The organism is Nocardia abscessus, assembly GCF_015477775.1.
Taxonomy (GTDB): Bacteria; Actinomycetota; Actinomycetes; order Mycobacteriales; family Mycobacteriaceae; genus Nocardia; species Nocardia abscessus_A.
Map to the genome: position 1 here is coordinate 1 of NZ_JADLQO010000033.1, position 22,521 is coordinate 22,521.

The following is a 22,521-nucleotide window of genomic DNA, read 5'->3' on the forward strand; positions in this document are numbered from 1 at the left end:
GAACACCCCCGCCACAATCTCCTCCACCGGAGTCGACGGCACACGAAACGCCCGCGCCGCGAACACCGGCTCCGGCAACGCCGCACGATCCAACTTCCCCACCGGCGTCAACGGGATCTCATCCAGCACGATGATCGACGCCGGAAGCATGTATGCGGGCAAGGTCTCGGAGATGAAGTCGAAGAGTTCGGTGGTGTCGAATTCGATCCCGGCCGCGTACACCTCCGCCCCCTTGGGGAGGACATAGGACACCAACATGGTCGTGCCGTTCGGTTGCCGCTTGCCCAGCGTCGCCGCGAATTCGACATCCGGATGGCGGCTCAGCGCATCATCGATCTCGCCCAGTTCGACGCGGAAGCCGCGCACTTTCACCTGGAAATCGGAACGTCCGAGGACCTCGATGCCGCCCGAACTCAACCGGCGCGCCAAATCGCCGGTGCGGTACATGCGTGATCCCGGATGACCCGCCTCGCCGCCGAAAGGGTTGGCTACGAAGCGCGCCGCGGTGAGAGCCGGCCGGTTCAGATAGCCCGCTGCCAGCGCGGGGCCGGAGAGATACAGCTCTCCGACCACTCCGGCGGGGGCCGGGCGCAAGCGGGAATCGAGCACGAACAACCCGAATCCGGGTATCGCGTTGCCGATGGTGATCGTCTCACCCGGCACGAGCGGCGCGGTGCTGGTCGCGATGACCGTGGCTTCGGTCGGGCCGTAGCCGTTGATCATCGCGCGGCCGTCAGCGGCCCAGCGGTTCACCAGGTGGGGGCCGAATCTGTCACCGATGACCATGACGACCCGCAGGTCCGCCAGACCCGCGGGATCGACCGACTCCAGCGCGCCGGGTGTGATGAGCATGTGCGTGACGCGTTCGCGTCGCAGCAGATCCGCGAGTTCGAACCCGCCGAACACCGTCGGCGGCGCGATCACGAGAGTCGACCCGGTGGCGAAGGCGAGCAGCAGTTCCAGCACCGACACGTCGAAGTTCGGCGAGCAGATGTGCATCACCCGAGAGCCTTCGGTCACGTCGTAGCGCTCCCGTTCGGACGCCACCATCGCGCCCAATCCGGAGTGAGTGACCACGACACCCTTGGGCCGACCGGTCGAACCGGAGGTGAAGATGACGTAGGCGGGGTGCTGCTCGGTGAGCGGCCGCACCCGATCGGTGTACGAGACCGGGTGCGCGGGCCGCTGCCCGATTCGTTCCTGGTGCTGCGGATCGTCGAGTTCGATCCAGGGGATGGACGTGCCGAGCGCTTCGCGGTATGCCGACGTGGTCAGACCCAGCGCGGCTCCGGAATCGGAGGCCATGTAGGCGATCCGCTCGGGCGGGTAGGTCGGATCGATCGGCACGTAGGCGGCGCCGGTCTTGGCGATCGCCCACACCGACAGCACTGACTCGATGGAGCGCCGAATGCCGATGGCCACGACGTCGCCGGGCCCCACGCCACGGTCGATCAACTCCCGGGCCAGCCGAGACGAGGATTCATCGAGCTGCCGATAGGTCAGCTCTACGGCGTCAGCGGAGTCACCCGTCGGACTGAATCGAATCGCCACCGTGTCGGCGGCGGATTCGACCGCGGCGGTGAGCAGTTGCCCGAAGAGTAGACCGCCGGAACGGCGACGGCGATTTCCACGCGCAGAACGGCGGTCCATCTTCATTTCCTGTGCTTTCTCCTTCAGGTGGTGCCGGCTCTCGGCAACCGGATCATCGATCCGGCCCACGAGATCGCTACTTGCTCGCGATGGTGTCGCAGACAGACTGATAGCCCTCCCGCGAGAAGTCCAGACTGTCCGCCCCCGTCGGGACAGTACACAGCCCGTGACCTGCTTCCCGTGCGGCATACTGCAGCGTCGGGCGAATTATGCTGTGTCTCACATCTTTCGCCGACCAGGTCTACCAGTGCGGTGCAGACCTGCCCGGCGCCGCTCGGCCGGCCTGCTTCTTTTGCTCACCCGACCCCGTCGCGTCGGCGTGGGCCGAGTGCGCCGTTTCGTCGAAATGACAAGTATGGCAAGCGGTTTCGGGCACGTCGAGGATGCCTCCGCGAATTCGCGTCCCGACCGCCGCGCCTCTCGGGCTGCGCCCATACCGGTTGCCGACCGGGCGTCAGGGGAATGTGCAGGAGGGGCCACCACCGGAACTGTCGACGTACCCGGCGCGCAACATGCGCAGCAGCAGGCACAGCGCTTGGGTTGCCGAACCGGTCGAGGCCGACCCGGTGTCCGCGATGGTCGCCTGCTGGTCGAGTGGCGCGGCGGACGCGGTCGGCAGCGGAGCGAGGAGTGTGGCCGTCACGAGGAGGCTCGCGGTGATCGCCTTCATGGGCACGAGTATTCGGCGAACTCGTCTGGGACGCACGACCCCATTCATCGGGGCGCACCGCACATCGTCAGTGTGATCCCAGCGGCTGCAAGGACCACGGCGTCGCCTCGACCGGCACCGCCGCGGTAGGTCGATCCATCCGGCTCGTCTTCGATCCGGGGGTGAACTCGGGATCGGTTCCCATGATGACGCGGCCCTCGCCGTTGATCAGTACCACTCGCTGACCCGCCGCCCGGAATCGGGGGAGCAGCACCTCTTCGATGGAAGCGACCGGGACGTCGGCACCGGCTATTCCGAGAAAGGTTCCCGACGTGATCGTGACGGGTACCGCGAACGTGCAGATGTATTGATCAGTACACGCATAGTCGAGGCACGGCCCGTATGCCCACCGGCGGCCCTGGTCGCGCGGGATCGAGAACCACTCCATTTGCGTGTAGTCGTAGAAGTATTCACTGTGCGGATTCAATTCCAGTAACAGTCGCTGCGGTTCGCGCTGCGTGTCCAGGAACCACCACTCCAGATGTCGGGGACGATCCGCGAGAACGCCGTCGGCCAGCACTACGCCTGCGCTTTCGAACAAATTCCCGCGCTGCTCGAGTTCGCCGACAATGGTCTCGCGCAGCGGCGCCAGGTCGGTCGATCGGGGAGTGTGCTGCGGCTTCTCGGCAAAGCCTTCCCACAGTGTCGTCAGACCGGCCCCGATGATCCCCAGCGACCGGTAGATCTCGTCGGCCAGTGCTGTGACGGCGGAAGCGAGCGACTCGACGGTCATCGGGGTCGGAAAATCATCGGTTTCCCTCATCGATCAACTGAGCTCCAAGCGTAGGGCGACGAGGCGGCGGATTCGTGACTCCGTTTGTGATTCTGCCAGTTCTCTCGCCCTGGCATCGTCTTCTCTCTCGATCGCGTCCACCAAGTCGCGATGAGCGGTGGCTTCGGCCTCCGGGTCGAGTTTCAGTCGGGGCAACCAGAGCAGAGCGGAAAGTTCGGCCTGCAGCGCGACCTCGGCACGGGTCAGGCGGGTGGATTGCGCGCAGACCGCCATCTCGATATGAAATCGGCTGTCGGCCCGGCGTGCCGATATGGGTTCCCTGCTGTCTTTCAGTCGTTCGGCCAAGGACCGCAGCCGGGCTATATCGGCCCGCACCCCGCGGCGCGCGGCGAAAACGGCAGCCGCGCCGGTGACGGCGAAGTGTTCGTCGCCCAGATCGCGCAGCTCCTGGATGCTCATCTGCTGTAACCGCGCCAACGAAGTGCTCTCGAGGACGTCTGCCGCACCGCGGATGAAGCTGCCACCGCCGCGGCCGCGTTTGGTGTGCACGATGCCCCGCTGCCGGAGCACGGCCAGCGCCTCCCGCAAGGTCATCGTCGATACGCCCAATTGATTGGCGAGATCGGTCTCGCTCGGCAGCTGCTGGCCGTCGACCATCAGGCCGAGGCTGATGGCAGCGCACAGTCGCTGCACCACGGCCTCGGTTTTCGGACCGCCACCTTCGAGCGGTGAGAGCACGGCGCCGAGGGCGGTCAATCCGGCGCTCTCCTGCTTGGGCAACGCGACTCCTCGGTGGTGGATGTGATCGGATCCTAGCCAAGGAACACTTGAAACATGAACTCTAGATTTAGAGGTATAGTCTACGCCTCTACCGGTACCGCGGTAAACGCGCGCCGCCCTGTGCAGGTGTTCCCGCAGGGTGAGACGCCGTGCCGCCTGAGCCGTGACCTTCCTCCGGGAGGTGCGCCGAGTCGGTGTCACCGTCGTACGCTGCGGCTTTGCCCGAGATTCACGACCGCACGGGCCACGGCCCTGCGTAGGGGATGCCGACGGGGGCGACTGGCTGATGGGATTTTTACACGGCAGCCATTGAACTATGAACTCTAATGTCTTATGTTCTAGATCGTGCAACTGCCTCCTTGGGCGCATGGATGCGTCGGCGGCACGATCGAAACAGGATTTCTCCATGGTCGAGAACCAGAGCAGTCATAGCGAGTACCTACGGCGCGTCCGAGCCGAGTCGTCGGCCGAGGCAACGGCTCATGCGGCCGGGTGCACGTTGTCAGCACGAGCGGAGCGCACGGCGCCGGAGTGTCGAAGATGAATGACGTATGCCAGACGGAAGTCGACGGAGTAAGGGTGACCTGGCGTTTCGTCCACCACCACCTGATCGCGATCGTCGCCGTGAACAACGCGTCCGATGCCTCGCCGGTGGTCTCCTTCAGTCCGGACAACTACCCCGATCTCGCGCAGGCGCGCGAGCTTTTTCCGGAGCTGACGCGGCTGTGGGATGCGATACGCCGCGAATTCTGGACGAAGCTCATCCCGCCGCTGCAACAGGCATGGGCGTGAGCTGAGGTCACCGCACGCCCGGCTGAGTAGCCGGGCGTGCGGCGCTGTACCCGCGCGGAGACCGGATCTCAGTCCCGCGTGATGGCCCCGTCCACGCGCCGCCAGATGCCGAGCGGGTTGTCCGCGCGGATCTCGTCGGCGAGGAGGTCGTCGGGGACGTTCTGGTAGGCCACCGGACGGAGGAATCGCTCGATGGCGCGGCTGCCCACGGAGGTGGTCGAGGGCGCGCTGGTCGCGGGGAACGGGCCTCCGTGGACCATCGCGTGCCCGACCTCCACTCCGGTGGGCCAGCCGTCGAAGAGCACGCGGCCCGCGATCAGTTCGAGTTTGCCGAGCAAGGTCCGGGCGAGTTCGCGATCCGCGCGCGCGGCGTGCACCGTGGCGGTGAGCTGGCCCTCGAGTTCGTCGACGAGGGTGGCGAACTGCTGTGGGCCGGCTACTCGGACGATGATCGAGGCGGGTCCGAACACTTCCTCCTGGAGTTCCCGGTCCGCCAGGAACCGCTCACCGGTGGTGACGAACAGCTGTGGCACACCGGTGCAGGCGGCCCCGTCCGCGGTGCCGGTCGCGACTGTTCGCACGGCATCGGTAGCGGCCAGCCGTCGCGCTCCGGCGGAGAACGCCGCGGCGATGCCAGGGTTGAGCATCGGCGCACCGGGCGCGGCGGCGATCTGCGCGCTCGCCGCGTCGACGAAATCGTCGGCCCCGGGCCCGTCGGCCAGGAACACCAGGCCGGGGCTGGTGCACAACTGTCCGACGCCGGTGGTGAGCGAGGCGACGAATTCGGCGCCGAGCTGTGCGCCGCGCTCGGCCAGGGCGCCGGGTAGCACGAAAACCGGGTTGATACTGGACATTTCGGCAAATACCGGAATGGGCACCGGCCGCGCCGCGGCGGCCGCGACGAGCGCGAGCCCGCCTCGCCGCGAGCCGGTGAAGCCGACGGCCCGGATATGCGGATCGCGCACCAGTGCCGAGCCGGTGTCGACGCCGCCGTGGATCAGCGAGAAGGTGCCCTCGGGCAGGTCGTGCTCGCGCACGGCCGCACGCACCGCCCGGCCGACCAGTTCGGAGGTGCCCGGGTGGGCGGGGTGCGCCTTCACCACCACCGGCGAGCCTGCGGCCAGCGCGGACGCGGTGTCACCACCGGCCACCGAGAACGCGAGGGGGAAGTTGCTCGCCGCGAACACCGCCACCGGGCCGAGCGGGATTCGGCGTTGCCGTAGATCGGGCTTCGGCAGCGGGCTGCGCGTCGGGTCGGGCCGGTCCCATCGGGCGCCGGTCCAGCTGCCCTCACGCACCACGCCCGCGAAAAGCCGCAGCTGGCCGGTGGTGCGCGCGATCTCGCCGCGCACCCGGGCCTCGGGCAGACCGGTCTCGGCGATCACCCGGTCGACCAGGGCATCACCCAGTGCCTCGATCTCCCCGGCGATGCTGTCCAAGAACGCCGCACGTTGCTCGAATCCGGTGCGCCGGTAACGCTCGAAGGCGGCAGCGGCCAGTTCGGCGGCACGGGCCACGGTCGCGGCGCCGGCTTCGCGATACGCGGGAGCGAGTTCGGCGCAGGTCGCCGGATTCGTCGCGTGGAATGGCGCGCCGGCGCCAGGGACGTCCGCGGCGCCCACCAGGTTGGCGCCGGCCAGGTGCGCTGCGTCGAGGTGCGAGGTCATCAGCTCACTTTCTTCACGAGGTCGGCCAGCTCGGCGAGTTCGACTTCGTCGAGGTCGGTCAGCGGGCTGCGGACCGGTCCGGCCGGGCGTCCGATCACTTTCATACCTGCCTTGATGATGCTCACCGCGTAGCCCGGCTTCCGGTTGCGCAGGTCGCAGTAGGGGATCACGAAGTCGTTCAGCGCGGTGCGGACGAACGCGGTGTCGCCGCGGCGCAGCGCGCGATAGAAGGCGAGCGCGAACTCCGGGACGAAGTTGTAGATGGCCGAGGAGTAGGTGGTCACGCCGAGGGCGAGGTAGGGCAGCGCGAACATCTCCGCGGTCGGCAGCCCGCCCACATAGGTCAGCCGGTCGCCGAGTGCGGCGTAGATCCGGGTCATCTGCTCGATGTTCCCGATGCCGTCTTTGAACCCGATCAGGTTCGGGCACCGGTCGGCGAGTTCGGCGACGGCGGTCTCGGTGTAGGCGGCGTTGGCCCGCGAGTAGATGATCACGCCGAGGTCCGTGGCCGCGCACACCTGCCGGACGTGGGCGACCAGCCCCTCCTGGCTGGCCTCGGTGAGATAGGGCGGCAAGAGCAGGATTCCGTGCGCACCCGCCCGTTCCGCGGCCCGCGCCATCTCCACCGCGGTGGCCGTGCCGTAACCGGCCGGCGCGATCACCGGCAGACCCTCCGGCGCCTCGGCTACCGCCGCGGTCACCACCTGCTCCACCTCGGCGGGGGTGAGCGAGAAGAACTCGCCGGTGCCGCCCGCGGCGAAGAGACCGGACGCGTCGTAGCCGCCGAGCCAGGCGATGTTCTCCCGGTAGGCGGCCTCATCGAACGAACCGTCGGCACGCAGGTGGGTGACCGGGAAGGACAGCAGACCGGAGCCGAGCTTCCGGGCGATGTCCTGCGGTGCGGCAGTGGTCATGGTGGGCGCTCCTGTTCGATGGGCCAGCTGAGCCCACCCTAGGAACGACTTATGATTCACGTCCAACACTGTTTGCATATCTATCAATACAAGGTCGGTATCGAATGTTCACCTTCGTGCAGCTCACCCATTTCGTGGCCGTCGCCGAGGAACTGCATTTCGGGCGTGCCGCGGAACGACTCCGGATGACGCAGCCGCCGCTGAGCAGGCAGATCCAGCTGCTGGAGAAGGAGGTGGGCGCGGAACTGTTCGATCGCTCCAACCGCACCGTCCGGCTCACCCGGGCCGGTCAGGCGTTCCTGGTGGACGCTCGCCGCCTGCTCCAGCAGGCTGAGCGCGCGACGCTGGCGGTGCGCCGGGTCTCGGCGGGTACCGGCGGGGTGCTCCGGGTGGGTTTCACCGGCGCCAGCGTGCACTCCGGCCTGCCACTGGTGCTGGCGACCGCGCGCTCGCTGCTGCCGGACGTCGACGTGGAGCTGCGTGAACTGGTGACGATGGACCAGGTCGAGGCGCTTTCGGACGGCTCGCTGGATCTGGGCATGGTGCGCCCCCCGATCACCCGGCCGGATCTGACCGCCCGCACCTTCGTCCGCGAAGGCTTGATCGCCGCGTTGCCCGGCGATCATCCGCTCGCCGTCTCGGCCGACCCGTTGCCGGTCGCGGCACTGCACGGCGCGGAGATGGTCATGCACGCGCCGGTCGAGGCGCGCTACTTCCACGAATTGGTGACCAGCGTGCTGCACGCCGCGTCGGTGGTTCCGGTGGTAACCCAGTACATGACCCAGGTGCACAGCATCCTGGCCTTGGTCAACCTGGGCTGGGGTGCGGCGCTGGTGCCCGAATCGGCGGCGGGCATGCGTTTCGACAACGTGCGGTATCGGCCGCTGGCGCAGGTCGCGCAGGTGGTGGAACTCGATCTCGTCTGGCGACAGGACAACGAGAACCCGGCGCTGGCGCGGCTGCTCCCGGGGCTGGGCGCGGGGGAGCGGAGAACGTTCGATACCTTTCCTGTATCGATTCATCCGTAATTGGTGTTGGACGGGAATCGTCCCCGCTCTCTAAGTTCGGTGCTGTGAGGCGAGTCACTCGCCCCGACGATCTCTTCCCACAGCACCGCGCAGCGTGGTGGTGGTCCGACCGAAAGGAGTGGACGATGTCGTTCACTCGGCAGCCGACGGCGGAACTGGATGCGGCCGTATCGAAATTCTTTCGACGAGTCGTCCCGCTGTTCATCGTCATGTTGATCTGCAACCAGATCAACCGATCGAATATCGGTTACGCCCGTGAATATCTGGAGGCGGATGTCGGTATCGGCGCCGCCGCGTACGGGTTCGGCGCGGGCGTGTTCTTCATCGCTTACGCGCTGTTCGAATTGCCGAGCAACGTGATGATGGAGAAGTTCGGCGCCCGCATCTGGCTCACCCGGATCATGATCAGCTGGGGCCTCATCTCCGCGGCGATGATGTTCGTGCAGAACGCGACGATGTTCTATGTCCTGCGCTTCCTACTCGGCGCCGCCGAGGCGGGCTTCTTCCCCGCGGTGATCTTCTACCTGGCCAAGTGGCTGCCCAACAGCCACCGCGGACGCGCCACCGCGCTGTTCGTCGCCGGGTCGTCGATCGCCGCGGCGATCTCCGGGCCGCTGTCGGGCCCGCTGCTCTCGCTCGACGGCGGCGGCGGCCTGCACGGCTGGCAATGGATGTTCGGCATCGAGGGAATGGTGTCGGTGCTCGTCGGCTGCATCGCCTTCTTCTTTCTGGATTCCCGGATCGAAGACGCGAAATGGCTGACGCCAGGGGAACGAAAAGCGCTCAGTGGCACCATTGCCGAAGAGGAGATCGACAAGGCCGTCAATTCGGGTGTGGCGCACAAAGCGTCGCGCTGGCGCATGCTCGCCGATCCGAAGCTCCTGCTCTTCTGCTGGATCTATTTCGCGATCCAGCTTTCGATCTACGCCAACACCTTCTGGCTGCCCTCGATCATCCGCCGCATCGACGGCGTGAACGACATCACCGTCGGCCTGCTCGCCTCCCTGCCCTGGATCTGCGCCGTGGTCGCCATGTACGTCTCGGCACGGATCGGTGACCGCACCGGCAATCGGAGGCCGCTGCTGATCATCGCGCTGCTCACCGCGGCGGTGGGCACCTATCTGGCCGCGATCGCCTCGCCGTGGCTTGCCCTGGTGTTCCTGTGCATCGCCGCCATGGGATTCAAGAGCGCCAGCCCGCTGTTCTGGTCCATTCCGCAGTCGGGCCTGCACCCGCTCGTCCTTGCGCCCGCCATCGCCATCATCAACTCCATCGGCAACCTCGGCGGCTTCGTCGCGCCGTACGGCTTCGGGCTGGTGAAATCGGCCACCGGTGAGGTGACCTGGGGTCTGTACGCGCTGGCCGCGGCCTCGGTGCTCGCCGCCGCGTCGGTGCTGCTGGTGCGTCGTGAAACGCGAGCAGGCGCCGCCGACACCGTGTTGCGCGCCGACCCCACCGACCATGCCGCCGATCGCGCACCGGCCGCCGCCCCGAACGCCGTCGCCGTCACCACTCTGGAGAACCGGTCATGACATCCTCGCACCGCACCCCTCGCGTCACCGGCATGCGCGTCGTGCCGATCGCGGGCCACGACAGCATGCTGCTCAACCTGAGCGGCGCACACGCTCCCTACTTCACCCGCAACCTGGTGATCCTCACCGATTCCGAGGGCCGCACCGGGGTGGGGGAGGTACCCGGTGGCGAACGCATCCGCGCCACCCTCGCCGACGCCAGGGAATTGGTGCTCGGCCGCTCGCTCGGCGAATACCACGCCGTGCTCGACGACATCCGCCGCACTTTCGCCGCCCGCGACTCGGGTGGGCGCGGCAGCCAGACCTTCGACCTGCGCGTCACCGTGCATGCCGTCACCGCGGTGGAATCCGCGCTGCTGGACCTGCTGGGGCAGCACCTCGAGGTGCCGGTGGCCGCACTGCTCGGCGACGGCGTGCAGCGCACCGCGGTGCCGGTGCTGGGTTACCTGTTCTTCGTCGGCGACCGCACCCGCACCGACCTGCCGTATCGATCCGGCGCGGACGAGCCCGCCGACGCCGACACCTGGCTGCGGCTGCGGCACGAGGCCGCGCTCACACCGGACGCGGTGGTCGCGCTGGCTCGTGCCGCCCGTGCGCGCTACGGCTTCCGTGACTTCAAACTCAAGGGCGGCGTGCTGGCCGGGCGGGACGAGGCCGCCGCGGTCCGCGCGCTCGCCGAGGAATTCCCGGACGCGCGCATCACCCTGGACCCCAACGGTGGATGGCTGCTGAGCGAGGCCGTGGAACTGTGCCGCGAGCTGACCGACGTGCTCGCCTACGCCGAGGACCCGGTGGGCCCAGAGGGGTCCTATTCCGGCCGTGAGGTGATGGCGGAATTCAAGCGGGCCACCGGCCTGCCCACCGCCACCAATATGATCGCCACCGACTGGCGCGAACTCGGCCACACCGTCCGCGCGGGTGCCGTCGACATCCCCCTCGCCGATCCGCACTTCTGGACCATGGCGGGCTCGGTCCGCGTCGCCCAGCTGTGCGACGCGTGGGGCCTGACCTGGGGCTCGCACTCCAACAACCACTTCGACGTCTCGCTGGCCATGTTCACCCACGTCGCGGCGGCCGCTCCCGGCGCGATCACCGCCATCGACACCCATTGGATCTGGCAGGACGGCCAGCGCGTGACCCGCGACCCCTATCGCATCGCCGACGGCACGCTCACCCTGCCGTCGCGCCCCGGTCTCGGCGTCGAACTCGACGAGGAGCGGGTCGCCGCCGCCAACGAGCTCTACCACCGGGAGGGCTTGGGCGATCGGGACGACGCCGCGACCATGCAATATCTCGTGCCGGGCTGGCGCTTCGACAGCAAGCGACCTGCGCTGGTGCGTTGAGCCGGTCGGTAGGAAACAGTCGGTAGGAAACGGGAGCCGCGGACCATCGGTCTGCGGCTCCTTGCCTGCCGTGAGGAGGCTCGCCCGGCCGAAACCTGTTCCGGCGAAACGTCATACATTCTTCGGCCGTAGCGCGGGCCTGCCGCGCGGCAGCAGGCCGAGGTCACGAGCACGTCGAAGATCAAGGGTTTGGAACCACCTAGAAGAGGCATTACCCCTGCGAACAAGCTCGGCAAGGAGGTCAAGATGTCGGCTGGAGTATGGGTGATCATCGCCGTCATCGTCATTGTCGTCGCGGCCCTTCTGGCGTTCGTGGTCTGGCCGATGGTGCGCAGGCAGCGACTACGCCGCAGATTCGGTCCCGAGTACGACCGGACGGTGCAGGAACTCGAGGACCGCAAGACGGCAGAACAAGAGCTCGCCGAACGCGAGCGCAGGCACGCGCAGCTGCGGCTGCGCGACCTGTCGGAGGACGAGAAGCGGGTCTACACCACGCGTTGGGTCGAGGTGCAGGAGCGATTCATCGATGACCCGGCGGGTGCGTTGACCGAGGCCGACCGCCTCGTCACCACGATCATGGCCGAGCGCGGCTACCCCACGGAAAATTACGAGCAGCAGCTCGCCGATCTGTCCGTGGAGCACGCCGAGCCGCTGGGCCACTATCGCGCCGCCCACGAGATCGCGACGCGACCGGCGGGTGCCGAGGTGTCCACCGAGGACCGGCGCACCGCTGTCGTGCACTACCGGGAACTTTTCAAGGACCTGCTCGGCGTGGCCGATCAGGAGAAGAAGGGCGTGAAATCATGAGCACCGAATCCGAGCGGCGGCTGCATGCCAGGGCGGGGGATCCCGCCGGGTCCGAACAGTACGGCGAGACGACGGACCGTCGGCACGAAGCCCACGCCGGGCCGGTCGGCGGAACCGACGCGGTCCAGCGCGACACCGCGACGCCGATCGACGACGCCGAGCGCCGCCCGACGAGCGGCGATGCGCTCGAGCCGGACTCGCCCGCTCGGGCCGACGACTCGGGGGCGCTGCGCGAGACCACCTCAGCAGGGCAGTCCGCGACCGGCACCGAACGAGCGGAGTTCGCCGGCGACACCGAGCGCGGCAGCGTGGACGCTTCGACGCAGGGTGTTCCGCAGGACTCCGTCCGTGGCGCCGACGCCACGGCGTCCGCCCCCGCGGCAAGCGACCAGCTCGCGCCCTTGATTCCCGAAGCCGATCTCGATCGTCTGCGCACCCAGTGGCGCGAGGTCCAGGTCACCTTCGTCGACAACCCGAGGGCCGCCGTGGCTCGCGCCGACGAACTGCTCGGCGGCACCATCGACCGGCTGGTCGCGACCTACCAGGAGCGCAAACGCGAACTGGACTCGCGGCTGGGCGACGAGTCCGACACCGAAGGCCTCCGGCAGGCGTTGCGCGGTTACCGAGGGTTCTTCGACCAGCTGCTCTCGACCGGCGCCTAGCCGAACCCCATGGCCCATGGATGTCTTTCGACTGGCGACGGGAACGGTCGACCGAGCGACGAACTGGGTCGCCGAGCAGGTGAAGCTCCGCGTACCCACCGCTGACCCCGCCGACCGCGACCCGGAGTTCATAGCCGACACCATGGGCCTGGGCTGGTTGTTCGTCCGCCTCTATTTCCGGGCGGAGGTGCGCGGGCTGGATCGGGTTCCCGAGGAGGGGCCGGTATTGCTGGTGGCCAACCACTCCGGCGGCAACGTGTCGCCGGAGGTTCTGGTCACCACGCTGGCATTCGTCCGCCGCTTCGGCCCGCACCGGCCCTTTTTCCAGCTTGCCCACGACATGGTGATGGCCTACCCGGTGATCGGATCGTTGCTGCGCCGCTTCGGGACGGTGAACGCCGACCCGGGCAATGCCGAGCAGGCGCTGCGCGACGGTGCGGTGGTGCTGGTCTATCCCGGCGGCGACTGGGAGGTCCACCGCCCCAGCTGGGAGGAGGACCGCATCGACTTCGCCGGTCGCACCGGTTTCCTCCGCTTGGCCTGGAACGAGCGGGTGCCGATCGTCCCGGTGGTCAATATCGGTGCGCAGCAGACCGAGCTGGTGCTCACCCGCGGGGATCGGATCGCGCGCCTGCTGCGGCTGGACCGCATGCTGCGGCTGAAGGTGTTCCCGATCTCCATCGCTCTGCCGTGGGGACTGAACATCGGTGATCTCGCTGGGCACCTGCCCTTGCCCAGCAAGATCACCGTCGAGTTCCTCGACCCGATCGACCTGCGCGAAGCGCTGGGTCCGGAGCTCGACCTGGAGCGGGCCTACCAGCACGTCACCGGGATCATGCAACGAACACTGACCAGGCTGGACGCGGAACGCGACCTGCCGATCGTCGGGTGAACGGAATCAGTTGGGCGATTTCGGCCTCGACCTGCCACTGTCGCCAATTTTTATGATACCGTTCGTAACATATATCCGCTTCGTGTGATGGAGGTCTCCCATGCGCGCAGTCGCGCATGAACAGATCGGATGGTTCGCCGCGCCGGGCACCGAGGGCGGCGGAGCGGCGCTGGACCAGGTAGCGGCCATGACCGGCGCTGCCGGGGTAATCGCCATTGTGTTGCTGTGGATCGGTTACCTGCACCGCACCCGGCGAATCACGTGGCTGCAGCGTGTGGCCGACCGTCTCGGACGGCTGTTCAATCGACCCGGCTGGGTCGCCCTCCCGCTCGCGATGTTCCTCGCGACGATTCTGACCGCCCTGTTGGGCTTCATCTGGGACGTCAGCCTGCACGTCGGCAACGGACGCGATGACGGGCCGCTGGCGAATCCGGCGCACTACTTCATCTTGGCGGGGTTGTTCTTCCTGTTCGCCGCCGGAATGTCGGCGATCGTGCTTCCGCTGGACGAGAAGCCCGGCCCCGCGGCGGTGCGGATCACCCGCACCTGGTACGCGCCCGTCGGCGGCATCCTCATAGCGGGTGCCGGTCTCTACGCGCTGATCGGCTTTCCCCTCGACGACATCTGGCACCGGCTGTTCGGGCAGGACGTCACGCTGTGGGGGCCGACGCATCTGATGCTCATCGGCGGCGCCGGTTTGTCGCTGGTCGGTGTGCTGCTGCTCGAGTTCGAGGGCAGGTACAGCAAGCCCGAACCCGACCGCGCCGACGGACGGCTGATGTGGCTGCTGCGGTCGTTCGCCTTCGGCGGCCTGCTCATCGGCCTGTCGGTGTTCCAGGTGGAATTCGACTTCGGTGTGCAGCAGTTCCGGCTCGTCCTGCAACCGATGCTCATCGTGGCCGCGGCCTCCGTCTCCCTCGTCGCCGCCCGCGTGAGCCTCGGGCCGTTCAGCACGCTGGTCGTCGTCGGCTTCGCCGCCCTGGTCCGGACCGTGGTCGCCGTGCTGGTCGGGGGGCCGATCATCGACGCGCCACGCAACGTCTTCCCGCTCTACCTCGGCGGCGCGGTCGTGGTGGAACTGCTCGCGCTGCTGCCGCTCACCCGGCGACCGATCTGGTGGGGCGCTGCATGCGGGCTCGGCATCGCGACGGTCGGACTGTGGCTGGAATCCCTCTGGGTCCGTGCGATGTTCGTCAATTCGTGGCCGACCGCGATGTGGCCGGAACTGCTGGCGATGGCAGTGCCCACCGGTGTCGTGGGCGGTGTCGTCGGTGCGCTGCTGGCCATGACATTGCGCGGTGAAGCGCTGCCGCGTCCGCCGGTGCGACGCGGGTTGATGATCGCCGCGGTCGTGATCGTGGCGGCCGCGACCGCCAATGGCCTGCTCACCGATGTGCCACAGCGGGCAGAGGCCACGGTCGCCCTCCGCGACGCTGCCTCGGATACCGGCGCGAGGATGGTGCTCGCGGACGTTCGCGTCACGCCCGCCGATCTCGTCGGCTCCGACCCGGAATGGATGCAGATCCTCGCCTGGCAAGGCGGGATCGGCGCGGACAGTCCCGGTCGCGGTCTGGTCGTGGACCAGCTCCAGCGAGTGGGCCCCGGCCACTACGTGTCCACCAAACCTGTTCCGGCACACGGGACGTGGAAGACCGTGCTACGGATGCAGGACGGCCGGGTGCTGACCGCGGCGCCGATCTTCATGGCCGCCGACCCGGGCATCGGCGTGGAAGAGGTTCCGGCCCTCGACTCGTTCACCCGGCCGTTCATCGCCGAGATCACCGTGCTGCAGCGGGAGCGCTCGTTCGATTTCCCGTCCTGGTTGTTCACCGCGGCGTCGCTGGTCGTGCTGCTGTGCAGCCTCGTCCTGGTCTGGGCGTTGTCCTGGGGCGCGGCACGAATCAACGACCGATATCCGCACCCGAGCCGACCGGCGGCGGAGCCGGTGGTTTCGCGATGACCCAGGGCTACGACGGCGTGGACGTCCTGGCCGATCATTCGATCCTGCTGGCCATCCCCGCCTTCCTGCCCGCCTTTCTGGTGGTCGCCGTCGTCGTGTTCGTCGCGCTGCGCGATCGTCGTGCGGAGGAGCGCGATCGCGCGCCCGGTTCGCCGTCCGAGCACGGCGTGGACAAGGAGGAGTGATGGCATCGGTGCGGCGCTGGGGTGCGCTCGTGCTGCTCGGTGGTCTGGTCGTGGCAGGCTGCGCCTCGCCCGATTCCGCCTCCACCACCTCGACGAGCGCGGTAGCCGCAGACTCGGACAGTCTCGTTGTCGCGCTGCGGATCTCTGGGAATTCGGTGAGCCCGGTCGACGTCCGCCTGGAGACCAGGGTGGGACGGCCGATCGAGATCGTGGTCGACAGCGACACCGACGACGAACTGCACATCCATGCCACGCCCGAGCACACTTTCGCGGTCACCCCGGGCACAGGACAGCGATTCCGCTTCACCGTGGACGTGCCCGGGCGGGTGGAGATCGAACTGCACCACGCGCGCCGCACGGTGGCGACGCTGCTCGTGCGCGGATGACGGTTCTGGCCCACGGCATCGGCGGATCCGCCGATCTGCCGATCCCGCTGTCGTATGCCCTCGTCGGGGCCGCCTGGGCCTTGACGTTCTCCTTCGCGCTGCTGGCGTTCGCCTGGCGCGAGCCGCGTCTGGAGCCACGATCACCGGGCGTCGCGCTCCCCGCGATCATCGGAACGATCGTGGACTCCAGGATGGTTCGAGTCGCGATTTCGGTGGTGAGCGTGGCCGCTGCGATCGGGGTGCTCGCGATCGGTCTGCTCGGTCCATCCGAGTCGGCCGACAATCCCGTGCCCGGTGTCGTCTACATCTTCCTCTGGGTCGGGGTCATGGTCGCCTCGCTGGTCGCCGGTCCCGTCTGGAAGGTGCTGTCCCCGGCGCGCGCGCTGCACCGCGCCATCTGCCTGGCGTGGCGCCGCCCGCCCGGGCACGGTCTGGTCCGGTATCCCAGCTCATGGGGTCAGTGGCCGGCGGTGCTCGGTCTGTTCTCCTTCGTATGGCTCGAATTGGCCTACCCGGAACCGGGTTCGGTGGCGGCTGTCACCACCTGGCTGGCGGCATACTTCGTCGTGACCACGATCGGCCTGATCGTGTACGGCACGGCGTGGGCCGAGCGTGCCGACCCGCTCGAGGTGTACAGCAGCCTGCTGGGCAGGTTGAGCCCGTTCGGACGCCGCGCGACCGGTGCACGCGTGCTCCGCTCGCCGCTGGACAACCTGGCCGGCACTCCGGCGCGGATCGGTGGCGTGGCCGTGGCCGCCACCCTGCTCGGCTCGACCGCGTTCGACAGCTTCACCGCATTCCCTTCGTGGCGCGGACTGCTGGCCGATGCGGGCAGCGGTGGATCCGATGTCCTGCCCGTCCTGCTGAACACGGCGGGGCTGCTCGGTTTCATCGTTGTCGTCGGCTTCGCGTTCCGGACCGCCGCCCGGGCGACCGGCGGCCTGGACGAAGCGCGGCGGCGGCTGCTACCGGCTCGCCTCGCACACAGCCTGACACCGATCGTCGCCGGCTATCTACTGGCCCACTATCTGACGTTTCTCGTGGAGAAAGGGCAAGCGACGGTGATCTTGTTCGCGGATCCGTTCGGGCGAGGATGGAATCTCGCCGGGCTCGCCGACCGCGACGTCGCCTACGTCCTGTCCGCCCACCCCGCGGCGCTGGGAACGATCAAGGTGCTGGCCGTTGTCGTCGGCCACGTCCTCGGTGTCGCCGCCGCGCACGACCGCTGCCTGCGCCTGCTGCCGCGGGCGCATCGGCTCACCGGTCAGCTGGCGCTGATGCTGACGATGGTCGGTTTCACCTTCACCGGTCTCTATCTTCTGTTGGAGCACCCATTTGGCAGCGATTTCGCCACGTATGTGGGTTCATAGCGGGTTAGGTTACCTCACGGTTCGGGGTCGCCGAGGCTTTGCCGTTGGCTGGGGGACAGGGGATGTCGTTCGGTGTTGGGCAGCAGCGGGTGCGGCTCGCCGGTCAACGTGACCAGCGCCTCGGTCACGTCCAGCAGTCCGGCCTTGGTGGTGAGTGCGCCATCCTGGTCCGGTTGGGCGAGGATGCCCTGGATCCGGCGTTTGCCATGCGAAGGGCCAGGGTGAACAGTCGCCGACGCACGCGTTGTCGGCGACGGATCGATCACTCGCTCCAAAAGAGGATGTCATCGCGCATTCATACGGTGACTCCGGCGGCACGACGTTCGCGGAGCAGGGCGCCACCGACGGAGTACGGAGAGCCGCTTTTGGGCTGCGCCTCCGCCGAACCCTTCGGCGACACCGTCCGACAGGTGCGGCGACTGGGCGTGGCCAAACGCGTTGTCTGTCCCGCGCCGACCACGCCCAGAGACTCCACTACACAAGCACAGAACCCATCCCGCGGTGGCTGGTTCGATTCGACCGGCGGTGGGCACTTGGAGCGGCGCCCCAGCGGGTTCCGTCCCGCCGGGGCCACGCACTTCAGGTAGTCAGCGGACCTGTGCCGGTTCCGGTTGCAGGGCAATCGGTGCGGGAGAGGCGGCCCGGGTCAATGTGACCACCAGCCCCACCACCATCCCGACCGCGGTCAACAGGACGACCAGCCGTTCACCGTGAGCAGTCGCCACGGTGAGTGCTGAACCGGATTTGCCGCCGGTGCCGAACTCGGCGACGACCGTGAATACGGCCAGGCCGATGGCGTTTCCGAGGTTGAGCGCGGTGGAGGCGATCCCATTGGCGACACCCTGCTCGTGGCTGGGGGTTCCGGTCGCGGCGGTGATCCACATCGCGGTCCAGACGATGCCCTGCCCTACCCCGGATACGATCAGCCCGGGTACCAGCGCACCGTAACCCGCGGTCGCCTCGAATCCGAATGCCATGATCAGCGTGCCAACCGCACCGACACCGAATCCGAGCAACAGGGTGCGGCGGACGCCGAAGCGGGTCGCCATGCGCTCGCCGAGCTGGGTCCCCGCGGCGATGGCCACCGATGGCACCAGAAACGCCAGGCCGGTCTGTAGTGCGGTGTAGCCGTGTACGTTCTGCATGAGCACCGTCAAGAAGTAGGGCAGGACACCGAAGGTCGCCATGTAGATGAAGGTGACCACCATGCCTGTGCTGAGATGGCGATTGCGGAACAGCCGGAATGGCAGCAGCGGGTCCGCACTGCGATATTCCACCACCGCGAACAGCGTCAGCAGCAGGACCGACAGGACAAGCGCACCAACGACGACGGCGCTACCCCAGCCCATTTCGGGTCCTTCGACCAGCCCGAAGACCAGCAGCGTGGACCCGCCGGTGACGCACAGCGCGCCGGGCATATCGAAGGGACGCCGTTGGGCGCCGGCCCGATCACGCGGAATCGCCACCAGCGTACCCAGCGCCACCACCGCCGTGAGCGGAACGTTCACGAAGAAGACCGCAGGCCAACCGAAGTTCTCGGTCAATACCCCACCGAGAAGGGCACCGATGGTCAGGCCGCTTGCCCCGGCCCCACCCCAGACGGCCAGCGCCCGGTTCCGCTTGGGCCCCTCCTCGAACAGGGTGTTGATCAGCGACAATGTCGAAGGCAGCAGGAGTGCGCCACCGATACCCTGGATCGCCCTGGCAACAATGATCACTACCGGGTCGCTGGCCAGACCGCCTGCGAGCGAGGAGATTCCGTACAGGCCCAGAGCGAGAAGAAACATACGGCGGCGGCCCAGAAGGTCGGCGGCCCGGCCGCCGAACAACAGGAAACCACCGGCGAAAACCACATAGGCGCTGACGACCAGCTGCTGAGTCTGCCCGGGAAAGCCGAGCGCCGAACCGATCTCGGGCAGTGCGACGAACACGATGTTGAGATCCAGCGCGTAGATCAACTGCGCCAGCGCCAACATCGTCAGCGCCCAGCCCGGCCGTAGGCCGGTACTCGGAGCGAGGGTGGACATGTGGTGCCTTTCTGACCGGGGATGAGGGTCGTCGAGGCGGGGCCCACGCCGTCAACGGTACGATATTTCACGTACAGTTAAACCGTACTAGTAACTACGTACGGTCTGTCAAGGGTTTGTTCGTAGGTTGCGGTACTATCGAACTATGACGTTGAGTCACCCGAGTCGCGACCAGATCCGAATCGAGCACGTCCTGGCCGCGCTCGGCAATTCGACCAGGCTGGGTGCCGTCCGGATACTGGACGGTGCTGGTGACTTCAACTGCACGGGCGTACTCAACGCACTCGGCGTTAAGGCCAAATCGACCATGACCCATCACTGGCGGGTGCTGCGCGAGGCCGGCATCATTCGCCAAACCCCGGTCGGCCGAGAGTATTTGGTGGAGTTGCGCCGCACAGATCTCGACGAGCGATATCCAGGACTGCTCGATACAGTCCTCGCCGCCGAGCGCGTCGATTCGCCACCGCCCGCCTCCGAGTAGAAGCGCTGCCGCGCTCTCAGGACCAGCCGGTCCGGGCCATGGTGGTGTGCCGTCGGTAAGGCCGTGGCACTGAAGAAGGATCGTCGTGGTCAGCGAATCGGGTCGGGAGAGGATCCCGCACCGCATCGCTTATCCACATCAGCAGGCAGGGTGGCATGGGCGCGGCGTCTGCACCCCTTGTCCACGACTATCCGCAGTCACGGTGTCGTTGTCGTGGGCAGCGTCCTCGGTCGCTCGCTGCTGAACGATCCCGGCCAATTCGAGAAGAGACTGCTGCGGCGCACCGCCCGCTCGAACGCCGCGGCCAGCCGTAAGATCGGGACGATGTCGATATCGGTTACCGCCGCGATCACTCGGCGCGGCGGCACGCCGGGACGCTCGACGAGTAAGTCCGAAGCTCGGTCAGTAGTCGTAGACGGTCGTGAGCGGGTGGTCGGTACGCCGATTACGTGGGTGTGCCAGATCGCGGCGGCGACCGCCGACACTTCCGGGTGACGCAGATCGTGACTCCCCGGCAAGGAGCGTCCGCGATGAAGGACACCTCCATGGCCGAGGAAAATCGACAAGGCCCAACTGGCTGTGACCGGGTGCTAAATCCGCTATGGTGCAGAGTATTTCAAAGCCGTCGCGAAGATCACAGCCGCCCTCAACGTGCTAGTCCGGTTCTTCCGTATCCGGCCGAGCGCTGGATCCACCTGCGCACCAAGAACTATGAGTCGACGTTCGCGTCCGTGCGCTTGCGGACTAAGGCCATCAGGGGGTCTGGGTCACACGCGTCTGGGAATTGCCATGGCCTACGGCTGATCGTGGCCGCTCGAGCGCGCTGGCGTAAGGTCGACGCCCCCGAACTCGTCGCGCTGTCCGCGCCGGGCACTGTTCCGCAAGGGCGGGCTGCTGCAACACGGCCGAATCACACCGCGCTCGCCAACCGGCGTGGCCGACACCACCGCAATTGGATCGCCTGAACCTGCCTACCTCCAGATTTCGACAACATTGCATAATGCGGATATGGAAGCGCGAGCTCACGCCGACGCCTGGCTGGCAGCATGGAACGCACACGACCTCGAGGCCATCATGGCCTGCTATGCCGACGACGTGGACTTCGTCGCCTCGACAGTGACGCGCCGGTGGGGCAAACCCGATGGCCGGCTACGCGGCAAGCCCGAACTACGCGGCCACTTCGAGCTCGGGTTACAACTCGCCCCCAACCTGACGTTCACCGAAGAAGCACTACTGACCAGCCCTGGCGGGTACGCCCTACTCTACCGACGAGAGAACGGGAATCGCGTACTCGACGTCGTCGAGCTAGACCAGGACGGCCACGCCGCCCACGTTCGCGCTTTCTACGAGCAGCAGCAGCAGTAACTCAACAAGTCGAAAGATCGTCGACCACAGGTCTTGACAATTACTCCGCCAAGCCGCCCGCCGCTGTCGGGAGGCTGATGACGGCATCAGCGGCAGTTTCTCGGAAGCGCGACAGCTCTCGGCTGGTGAGCATGAAGTCCGTGCGACGAAACACCTCAATATTTCTGATGTCCACCGGTCATGGCTGCGTCGATGTCTACCGGGCGCAGTGGCCTCGTAGCGTTCTTCGTCGCCGAGCGCTCCTACACCTACGCTGCGGCCTCAGGGATCGTGCTGGCGGCGTCGCTGCTGTCGTCGGTGGTGCAGCCGCTGTTCGGTGCGTTGATCACCGATGATGAACAAGCCGCGGCCATGACCAGACCACGCTCGACCGGCTGCTGCAACGCCTTGTCGATGTTCCACGCCATCAGAGCAGACACCCCGGGTCGGCACTGCGGGCGGCATCCAGCTGCCAATCGTCGGCGTCCGCCACGGACGACCGCCACCGCTTTGACTTTTCAGATTCCACAGAAAGACCAAACTGATCAAGCGACAAATGTATGGCAGGGACAGTTTTCGGCTACTTCGGCACCGCATCCTGCTCGCATAGCCCGGGCACCACCGGAAGTGAGCCAGAGCCGTTTACCCGACAGTCCCGATGTGCACACTGTCGCGAGTTCGCATCCGATGCAATCGGCGGCAGAAGTAGTCATCGCGCGGAAATCAACGAAGTTGCCTGGACCAGCGATGATGCGGGATGGGGTGCTGTAAAGAATTGTGCCACCAGGTACATGAAAGGCGGTGTGGTGTCATCGGCTGTCAGGAATTCGTGCGACTGGAAGGGTGTTTATCGGTATCGGCCGAATGAGACCTCGCTTCCAGCACATCGATCACTCCGACTGTAACCCGCTGCGGAGTGCCAACTGCGGTGTTGTAAGACGATCGCTTCATCGACAGTGAACAGCGATGCGGGCGCTGGCTACGGCGGTGTGAAACCGTCCGGCCACTGTGTGGTGAGGTCGTAGGTGATGCGGGTGAGGTCCGTGCGGGTGAGGTTCGCGCCCCTGAGATCCGCGCCGGTGAGATTGGCTCCGATGAGTTTCGCGCCAGTGAGGTTCGCAGCACCGAGGGCGGTCTCGGTGAGGTTCGCGCCGGTGAGGTCGGCATCGGTGAGATTCGCGTGCGGGATGAAGGCGCGGGTGAGGTTCACCGTTGTGAGGTTCGCGCGGGTGAAGTCCGCGTGGGAGAGCATCACGTCG

Annotated in this window: 24 protein-coding genes; 13 read left to right on the forward strand and 11 right to left on the reverse strand. The window is 67.2% G+C overall.

From position 1 onward, the window contains the following. The 4 genes from IU450_RS38455 to IU450_RS38470 all read right to left on the reverse strand — a co-directional run. On the reverse strand, window positions 1-1,656 hold a 1,656-nt coding region (locus IU450_RS38455), incomplete at its 3' end, for an amino acid adenylation domain-containing protein (protein ID WP_195154636.1). A gap of 448 nt (window positions 1,657-2,104) precedes the next feature. Further along, complete coding sequence (locus IU450_RS38460; protein WP_195154637.1) at window positions 2,105-2,320, reverse strand: hypothetical protein; 216 nt, start codon at window positions 2,318-2,320, stop codon at window positions 2,105-2,107. A 67-nt stretch (window positions 2,321-2,387) separates the two neighbouring features. Beyond that, window positions 2,388-3,122, reverse strand: coding sequence for a cache domain-containing protein (locus IU450_RS38465; RefSeq protein WP_195154638.1), 735 nt, complete (start codon window positions 3,120-3,122; stop codon window positions 2,388-2,390). Between the two features lie 3 nt (window positions 3,123-3,125). After that, the gene (locus IU450_RS38470) at window positions 3,126-3,872 is read right to left on the reverse strand and encodes a FadR/GntR family transcriptional regulator (RefSeq protein WP_228835730.1); all 747 of its coding nucleotides are present in this window, start codon (window positions 3,870-3,872) and stop codon (window positions 3,126-3,128) included. 540 nt (window positions 3,873-4,412) lie between these two features. On the opposite strand from IU450_RS38470, the gene IU450_RS38475 reads away from it, so the two are divergent. Continuing rightward, window positions 4,413-4,664 (forward strand): hypothetical protein, encoded by a 252-nt coding sequence (locus IU450_RS38475; RefSeq protein ID WP_195154639.1) that lies wholly within the window; start codon window positions 4,413-4,415, stop codon window positions 4,662-4,664. A 68-nt stretch (window positions 4,665-4,732) separates the two neighbouring features. Here IU450_RS38475 and IU450_RS38480 read toward each other — a convergent pair whose 3' ends face one another. Then, window positions 4,733-6,331 (reverse strand): aldehyde dehydrogenase (NADP(+)), encoded by a 1,599-nt coding sequence (locus IU450_RS38480; protein ID WP_195154640.1) that lies wholly within the window; start codon window positions 6,329-6,331, stop codon window positions 4,733-4,735. Further along, the gene (kdgD, locus tag IU450_RS38485) at window positions 6,331-7,245 is read right to left on the reverse strand and encodes a 5-dehydro-4-deoxyglucarate dehydratase (RefSeq protein WP_181725376.1); all 915 of its coding nucleotides are present in this window, start codon (window positions 7,243-7,245) and stop codon (window positions 6,331-6,333) included. Before kdgD ends, IU450_RS38480 begins: the two co-directional genes overlap by 1 nt. Window positions 7,246-7,349: 104 nt before the next feature. Here kdgD and IU450_RS38490 point away from each other — a divergent pair, with 104 nt between their 5' ends. The 10 genes from IU450_RS38490 to IU450_RS38535 all read left to right on the forward strand — a co-directional run bounded on the left by IU450_RS38490 (window position 7,350) and on the right by IU450_RS38535 (window position 17,410). Next, on the forward strand, window positions 7,350-8,273 hold the full coding sequence (locus IU450_RS38490; RefSeq protein WP_195154641.1) for a LysR substrate-binding domain-containing protein: 924 nt from the start codon (window positions 7,350-7,352) through the stop codon (window positions 8,271-8,273). A 125-nt stretch (window positions 8,274-8,398) separates the two neighbouring features. Continuing rightward, window positions 8,399-9,805 carry an MFS transporter gene (locus IU450_RS38495; protein WP_195154642.1) on the forward strand — a complete coding sequence of 469 codons (1,407 nt, stop codon included), beginning with the start codon at window positions 8,399-8,401 and terminating at the stop codon, window positions 9,803-9,805. After that, entirely contained in the window at window positions 9,802-11,148 is a 1,347-nt protein-coding gene (gudD, locus tag IU450_RS38500) for a glucarate dehydratase (RefSeq protein ID WP_195154643.1), read from the forward strand. Before IU450_RS38495 ends, gudD begins: the two co-directional genes overlap by 4 nt. A gap of 246 nt (window positions 11,149-11,394) precedes the next feature. Further along, window positions 11,395-11,955 (forward strand): hypothetical protein, encoded by a 561-nt coding sequence (locus tag IU450_RS38505; RefSeq protein WP_195036223.1) that lies wholly within the window; start codon window positions 11,395-11,397, stop codon window positions 11,953-11,955. Continuing rightward, window positions 11,952-12,617 (forward strand): hypothetical protein, encoded by a 666-nt coding sequence (locus tag IU450_RS38510; protein WP_195154644.1) that lies wholly within the window; start codon window positions 11,952-11,954, stop codon window positions 12,615-12,617. The genes IU450_RS38505 and IU450_RS38510 overlap by 4 nt, the downstream gene beginning before the upstream one ends. A 16-nt stretch (window positions 12,618-12,633) precedes the next feature. Further along, entirely contained in the window at window positions 12,634-13,509 is an 876-nt protein-coding gene (locus tag IU450_RS38515) for a 1-acyl-sn-glycerol-3-phosphate acyltransferase (RefSeq protein ID WP_195154645.1), read from the forward strand. 100 nt (window positions 13,510-13,609) lie between these two features. Next, window positions 13,610-15,469 carry a hypothetical protein gene (locus tag IU450_RS38520; protein WP_195154646.1) on the forward strand — a complete coding sequence of 620 codons (1,860 nt, stop codon included), beginning with the start codon at window positions 13,610-13,612 and terminating at the stop codon, window positions 15,467-15,469. Then, the gene (locus IU450_RS38525) at window positions 15,466-15,654 is read left to right on the forward strand and encodes a hypothetical protein (RefSeq protein WP_195105232.1); all 189 of its coding nucleotides are present in this window, start codon (window positions 15,466-15,468) and stop codon (window positions 15,652-15,654) included. The genes IU450_RS38520 and IU450_RS38525 overlap by 4 nt, the downstream gene beginning before the upstream one ends. Continuing rightward, window positions 15,654-16,040, forward strand: a complete 387-nt coding sequence (locus IU450_RS38530; RefSeq protein WP_195154647.1) for a hypothetical protein — start codon at window positions 15,654-15,656, stop codon at window positions 16,038-16,040. The genes IU450_RS38525 and IU450_RS38530 overlap by 1 nt, the downstream gene beginning before the upstream one ends. Further along, the gene (locus IU450_RS38535; protein ID WP_195154648.1) at window positions 16,037-17,410 is read left to right on the forward strand and encodes a hypothetical protein; all 1,374 of its coding nucleotides are present in this window, start codon (window positions 16,037-16,039) and stop codon (window positions 17,408-17,410) included. The genes IU450_RS38530 and IU450_RS38535 overlap by 4 nt, the downstream gene beginning before the upstream one ends. Window positions 17,411-17,424: 14 nt before the next feature. Here IU450_RS38535 and IU450_RS38540 read toward each other — a convergent pair whose 3' ends face one another. Continuing rightward, the gene (locus IU450_RS38540) at window positions 17,425-17,676 is read right to left on the reverse strand and encodes a hypothetical protein (protein WP_195154649.1); all 252 of its coding nucleotides are present in this window, start codon (window positions 17,674-17,676) and stop codon (window positions 17,425-17,427) included. 321 nt (window positions 17,677-17,997) lie between these two features. Then, on the reverse strand, window positions 17,998-19,437 hold the full coding sequence (locus IU450_RS38545) for an MFS transporter (protein ID WP_195154650.1): 1,440 nt from the start codon (window positions 19,435-19,437) through the stop codon (window positions 17,998-18,000). 145 nt (window positions 19,438-19,582) lie between these two features. Between IU450_RS38545 and IU450_RS38550 the strand changes: the two genes are divergently transcribed. After that, the gene (locus IU450_RS38550) at window positions 19,583-19,918 is read left to right on the forward strand and encodes an ArsR/SmtB family transcription factor (protein WP_195154651.1); all 336 of its coding nucleotides are present in this window, start codon (window positions 19,583-19,585) and stop codon (window positions 19,916-19,918) included. A gap of 197 nt (window positions 19,919-20,115) precedes the next feature. Here the strand turns inward: IU450_RS38550 and IU450_RS38555 are convergent, their stop codons facing one another. Further along, a complete protein-coding gene (locus IU450_RS38555; RefSeq protein ID WP_195154652.1) occupies window positions 20,116-20,286 on the reverse strand; it encodes a hypothetical protein in 171 nt (56 codons plus the stop codon). A gap of 640 nt (window positions 20,287-20,926) precedes the next feature. Between IU450_RS38555 and IU450_RS38560 the strand changes: the two genes are divergently transcribed. Beyond that, complete coding sequence (locus IU450_RS38560) at window positions 20,927-21,283, forward strand: YybH family protein (protein WP_195154653.1); 357 nt, start codon at window positions 20,927-20,929, stop codon at window positions 21,281-21,283. A gap of 248 nt (window positions 21,284-21,531) precedes the next feature. On the opposite strand, the gene IU450_RS38565 is transcribed toward IU450_RS38560, so the two are convergent. Together IU450_RS38565 and IU450_RS38570 are read right to left on the reverse strand one after the other, a co-directional pair. Next, a complete protein-coding gene (locus tag IU450_RS38565) occupies window positions 21,532-21,690 on the reverse strand; it encodes a hypothetical protein (protein WP_195154654.1) in 159 nt (52 codons plus the stop codon). A 551-nt stretch (window positions 21,691-22,241) separates the two neighbouring features. Next, window positions 22,242-22,521 (reverse strand): pentapeptide repeat-containing protein (locus IU450_RS38570; protein ID WP_195154655.1); only part of this gene is annotated, 280 nt, incomplete at its 5' end.

Bases quoted from the DNA above. Each gene is read 5' to 3' on its own strand.
- IU450_RS38475 (WP_195154639.1), top strand. From the start codon at position 4,413: ATGAATGACGTATGCCAGACGGAAGTCGACGGAGTAAGGGTGACCTGG.
- IU450_RS38510 (WP_195154644.1), top strand. From the start codon at position 11,952: ATGAGCACCGAATCCGAGCGGCGGCTGCATGCCAGGGCGGGGGATCCC.
- IU450_RS38565 (WP_195154654.1), bottom strand. From the start codon at position 21,690: ATGGCGTGGAACATCGACAAGGCGTTGCAGCAGCCGGTCGAGCGTGGT.
- IU450_RS38520 (WP_195154646.1), top strand. From the start codon at position 13,610: ATGCGCGCAGTCGCGCATGAACAGATCGGATGGTTCGCCGCGCCGGGC.
- IU450_RS38505 (WP_195036223.1), top strand. From the start codon at position 11,395: ATGTCGGCTGGAGTATGGGTGATCATCGCCGTCATCGTCATTGTCGTC.
- IU450_RS38560 (WP_195154653.1), top strand. From the start codon at position 20,927: ATGGAAGCGCGAGCTCACGCCGACGCCTGGCTGGCAGCATGGAACGCA.
- kdgD (WP_181725376.1), bottom strand. From the start codon at position 7,245: ATGACCACTGCCGCACCGCAGGACATCGCCCGGAAGCTCGGCTCCGGT.
- IU450_RS38535 (WP_195154648.1), top strand. From the start codon at position 16,037: ATGACGGTTCTGGCCCACGGCATCGGCGGATCCGCCGATCTGCCGATC.
- gudD (WP_195154643.1), top strand. From the start codon at position 9,802: ATGACATCCTCGCACCGCACCCCTCGCGTCACCGGCATGCGCGTCGTG.
- IU450_RS38550 (WP_195154651.1), top strand. From the start codon at position 19,583: ATGACGTTGAGTCACCCGAGTCGCGACCAGATCCGAATCGAGCACGTC.
- IU450_RS38530 (WP_195154647.1), top strand. From the start codon at position 15,654: ATGGCATCGGTGCGGCGCTGGGGTGCGCTCGTGCTGCTCGGTGGTCTG.
- IU450_RS38495 (WP_195154642.1), top strand. From the start codon at position 8,399: ATGTCGTTCACTCGGCAGCCGACGGCGGAACTGGATGCGGCCGTATCG.
- IU450_RS38490 (WP_195154641.1), top strand. From the start codon at position 7,350: ATGTTCACCTTCGTGCAGCTCACCCATTTCGTGGCCGTCGCCGAGGAA.
- IU450_RS38515 (WP_195154645.1), top strand. From the start codon at position 12,634: ATGGATGTCTTTCGACTGGCGACGGGAACGGTCGACCGAGCGACGAAC.
- IU450_RS38465 (WP_195154638.1), bottom strand. From the start codon at position 3,122: ATGAGGGAAACCGATGATTTTCCGACCCCGATGACCGTCGAGTCGCTC.
- IU450_RS38480 (WP_195154640.1), bottom strand. From the start codon at position 6,331: ATGACCTCGCACCTCGACGCAGCGCACCTGGCCGGCGCCAACCTGGTG.
- IU450_RS38545 (WP_195154650.1), bottom strand. From the start codon at position 19,437: ATGTCCACCCTCGCTCCGAGTACCGGCCTACGGCCGGGCTGGGCGCTG.
- IU450_RS38460 (WP_195154637.1), bottom strand. From the start codon at position 2,320: ATGAAGGCGATCACCGCGAGCCTCCTCGTGACGGCCACACTCCTCGCT.
- IU450_RS38525 (WP_195105232.1), top strand. From the start codon at position 15,466: ATGACCCAGGGCTACGACGGCGTGGACGTCCTGGCCGATCATTCGATC.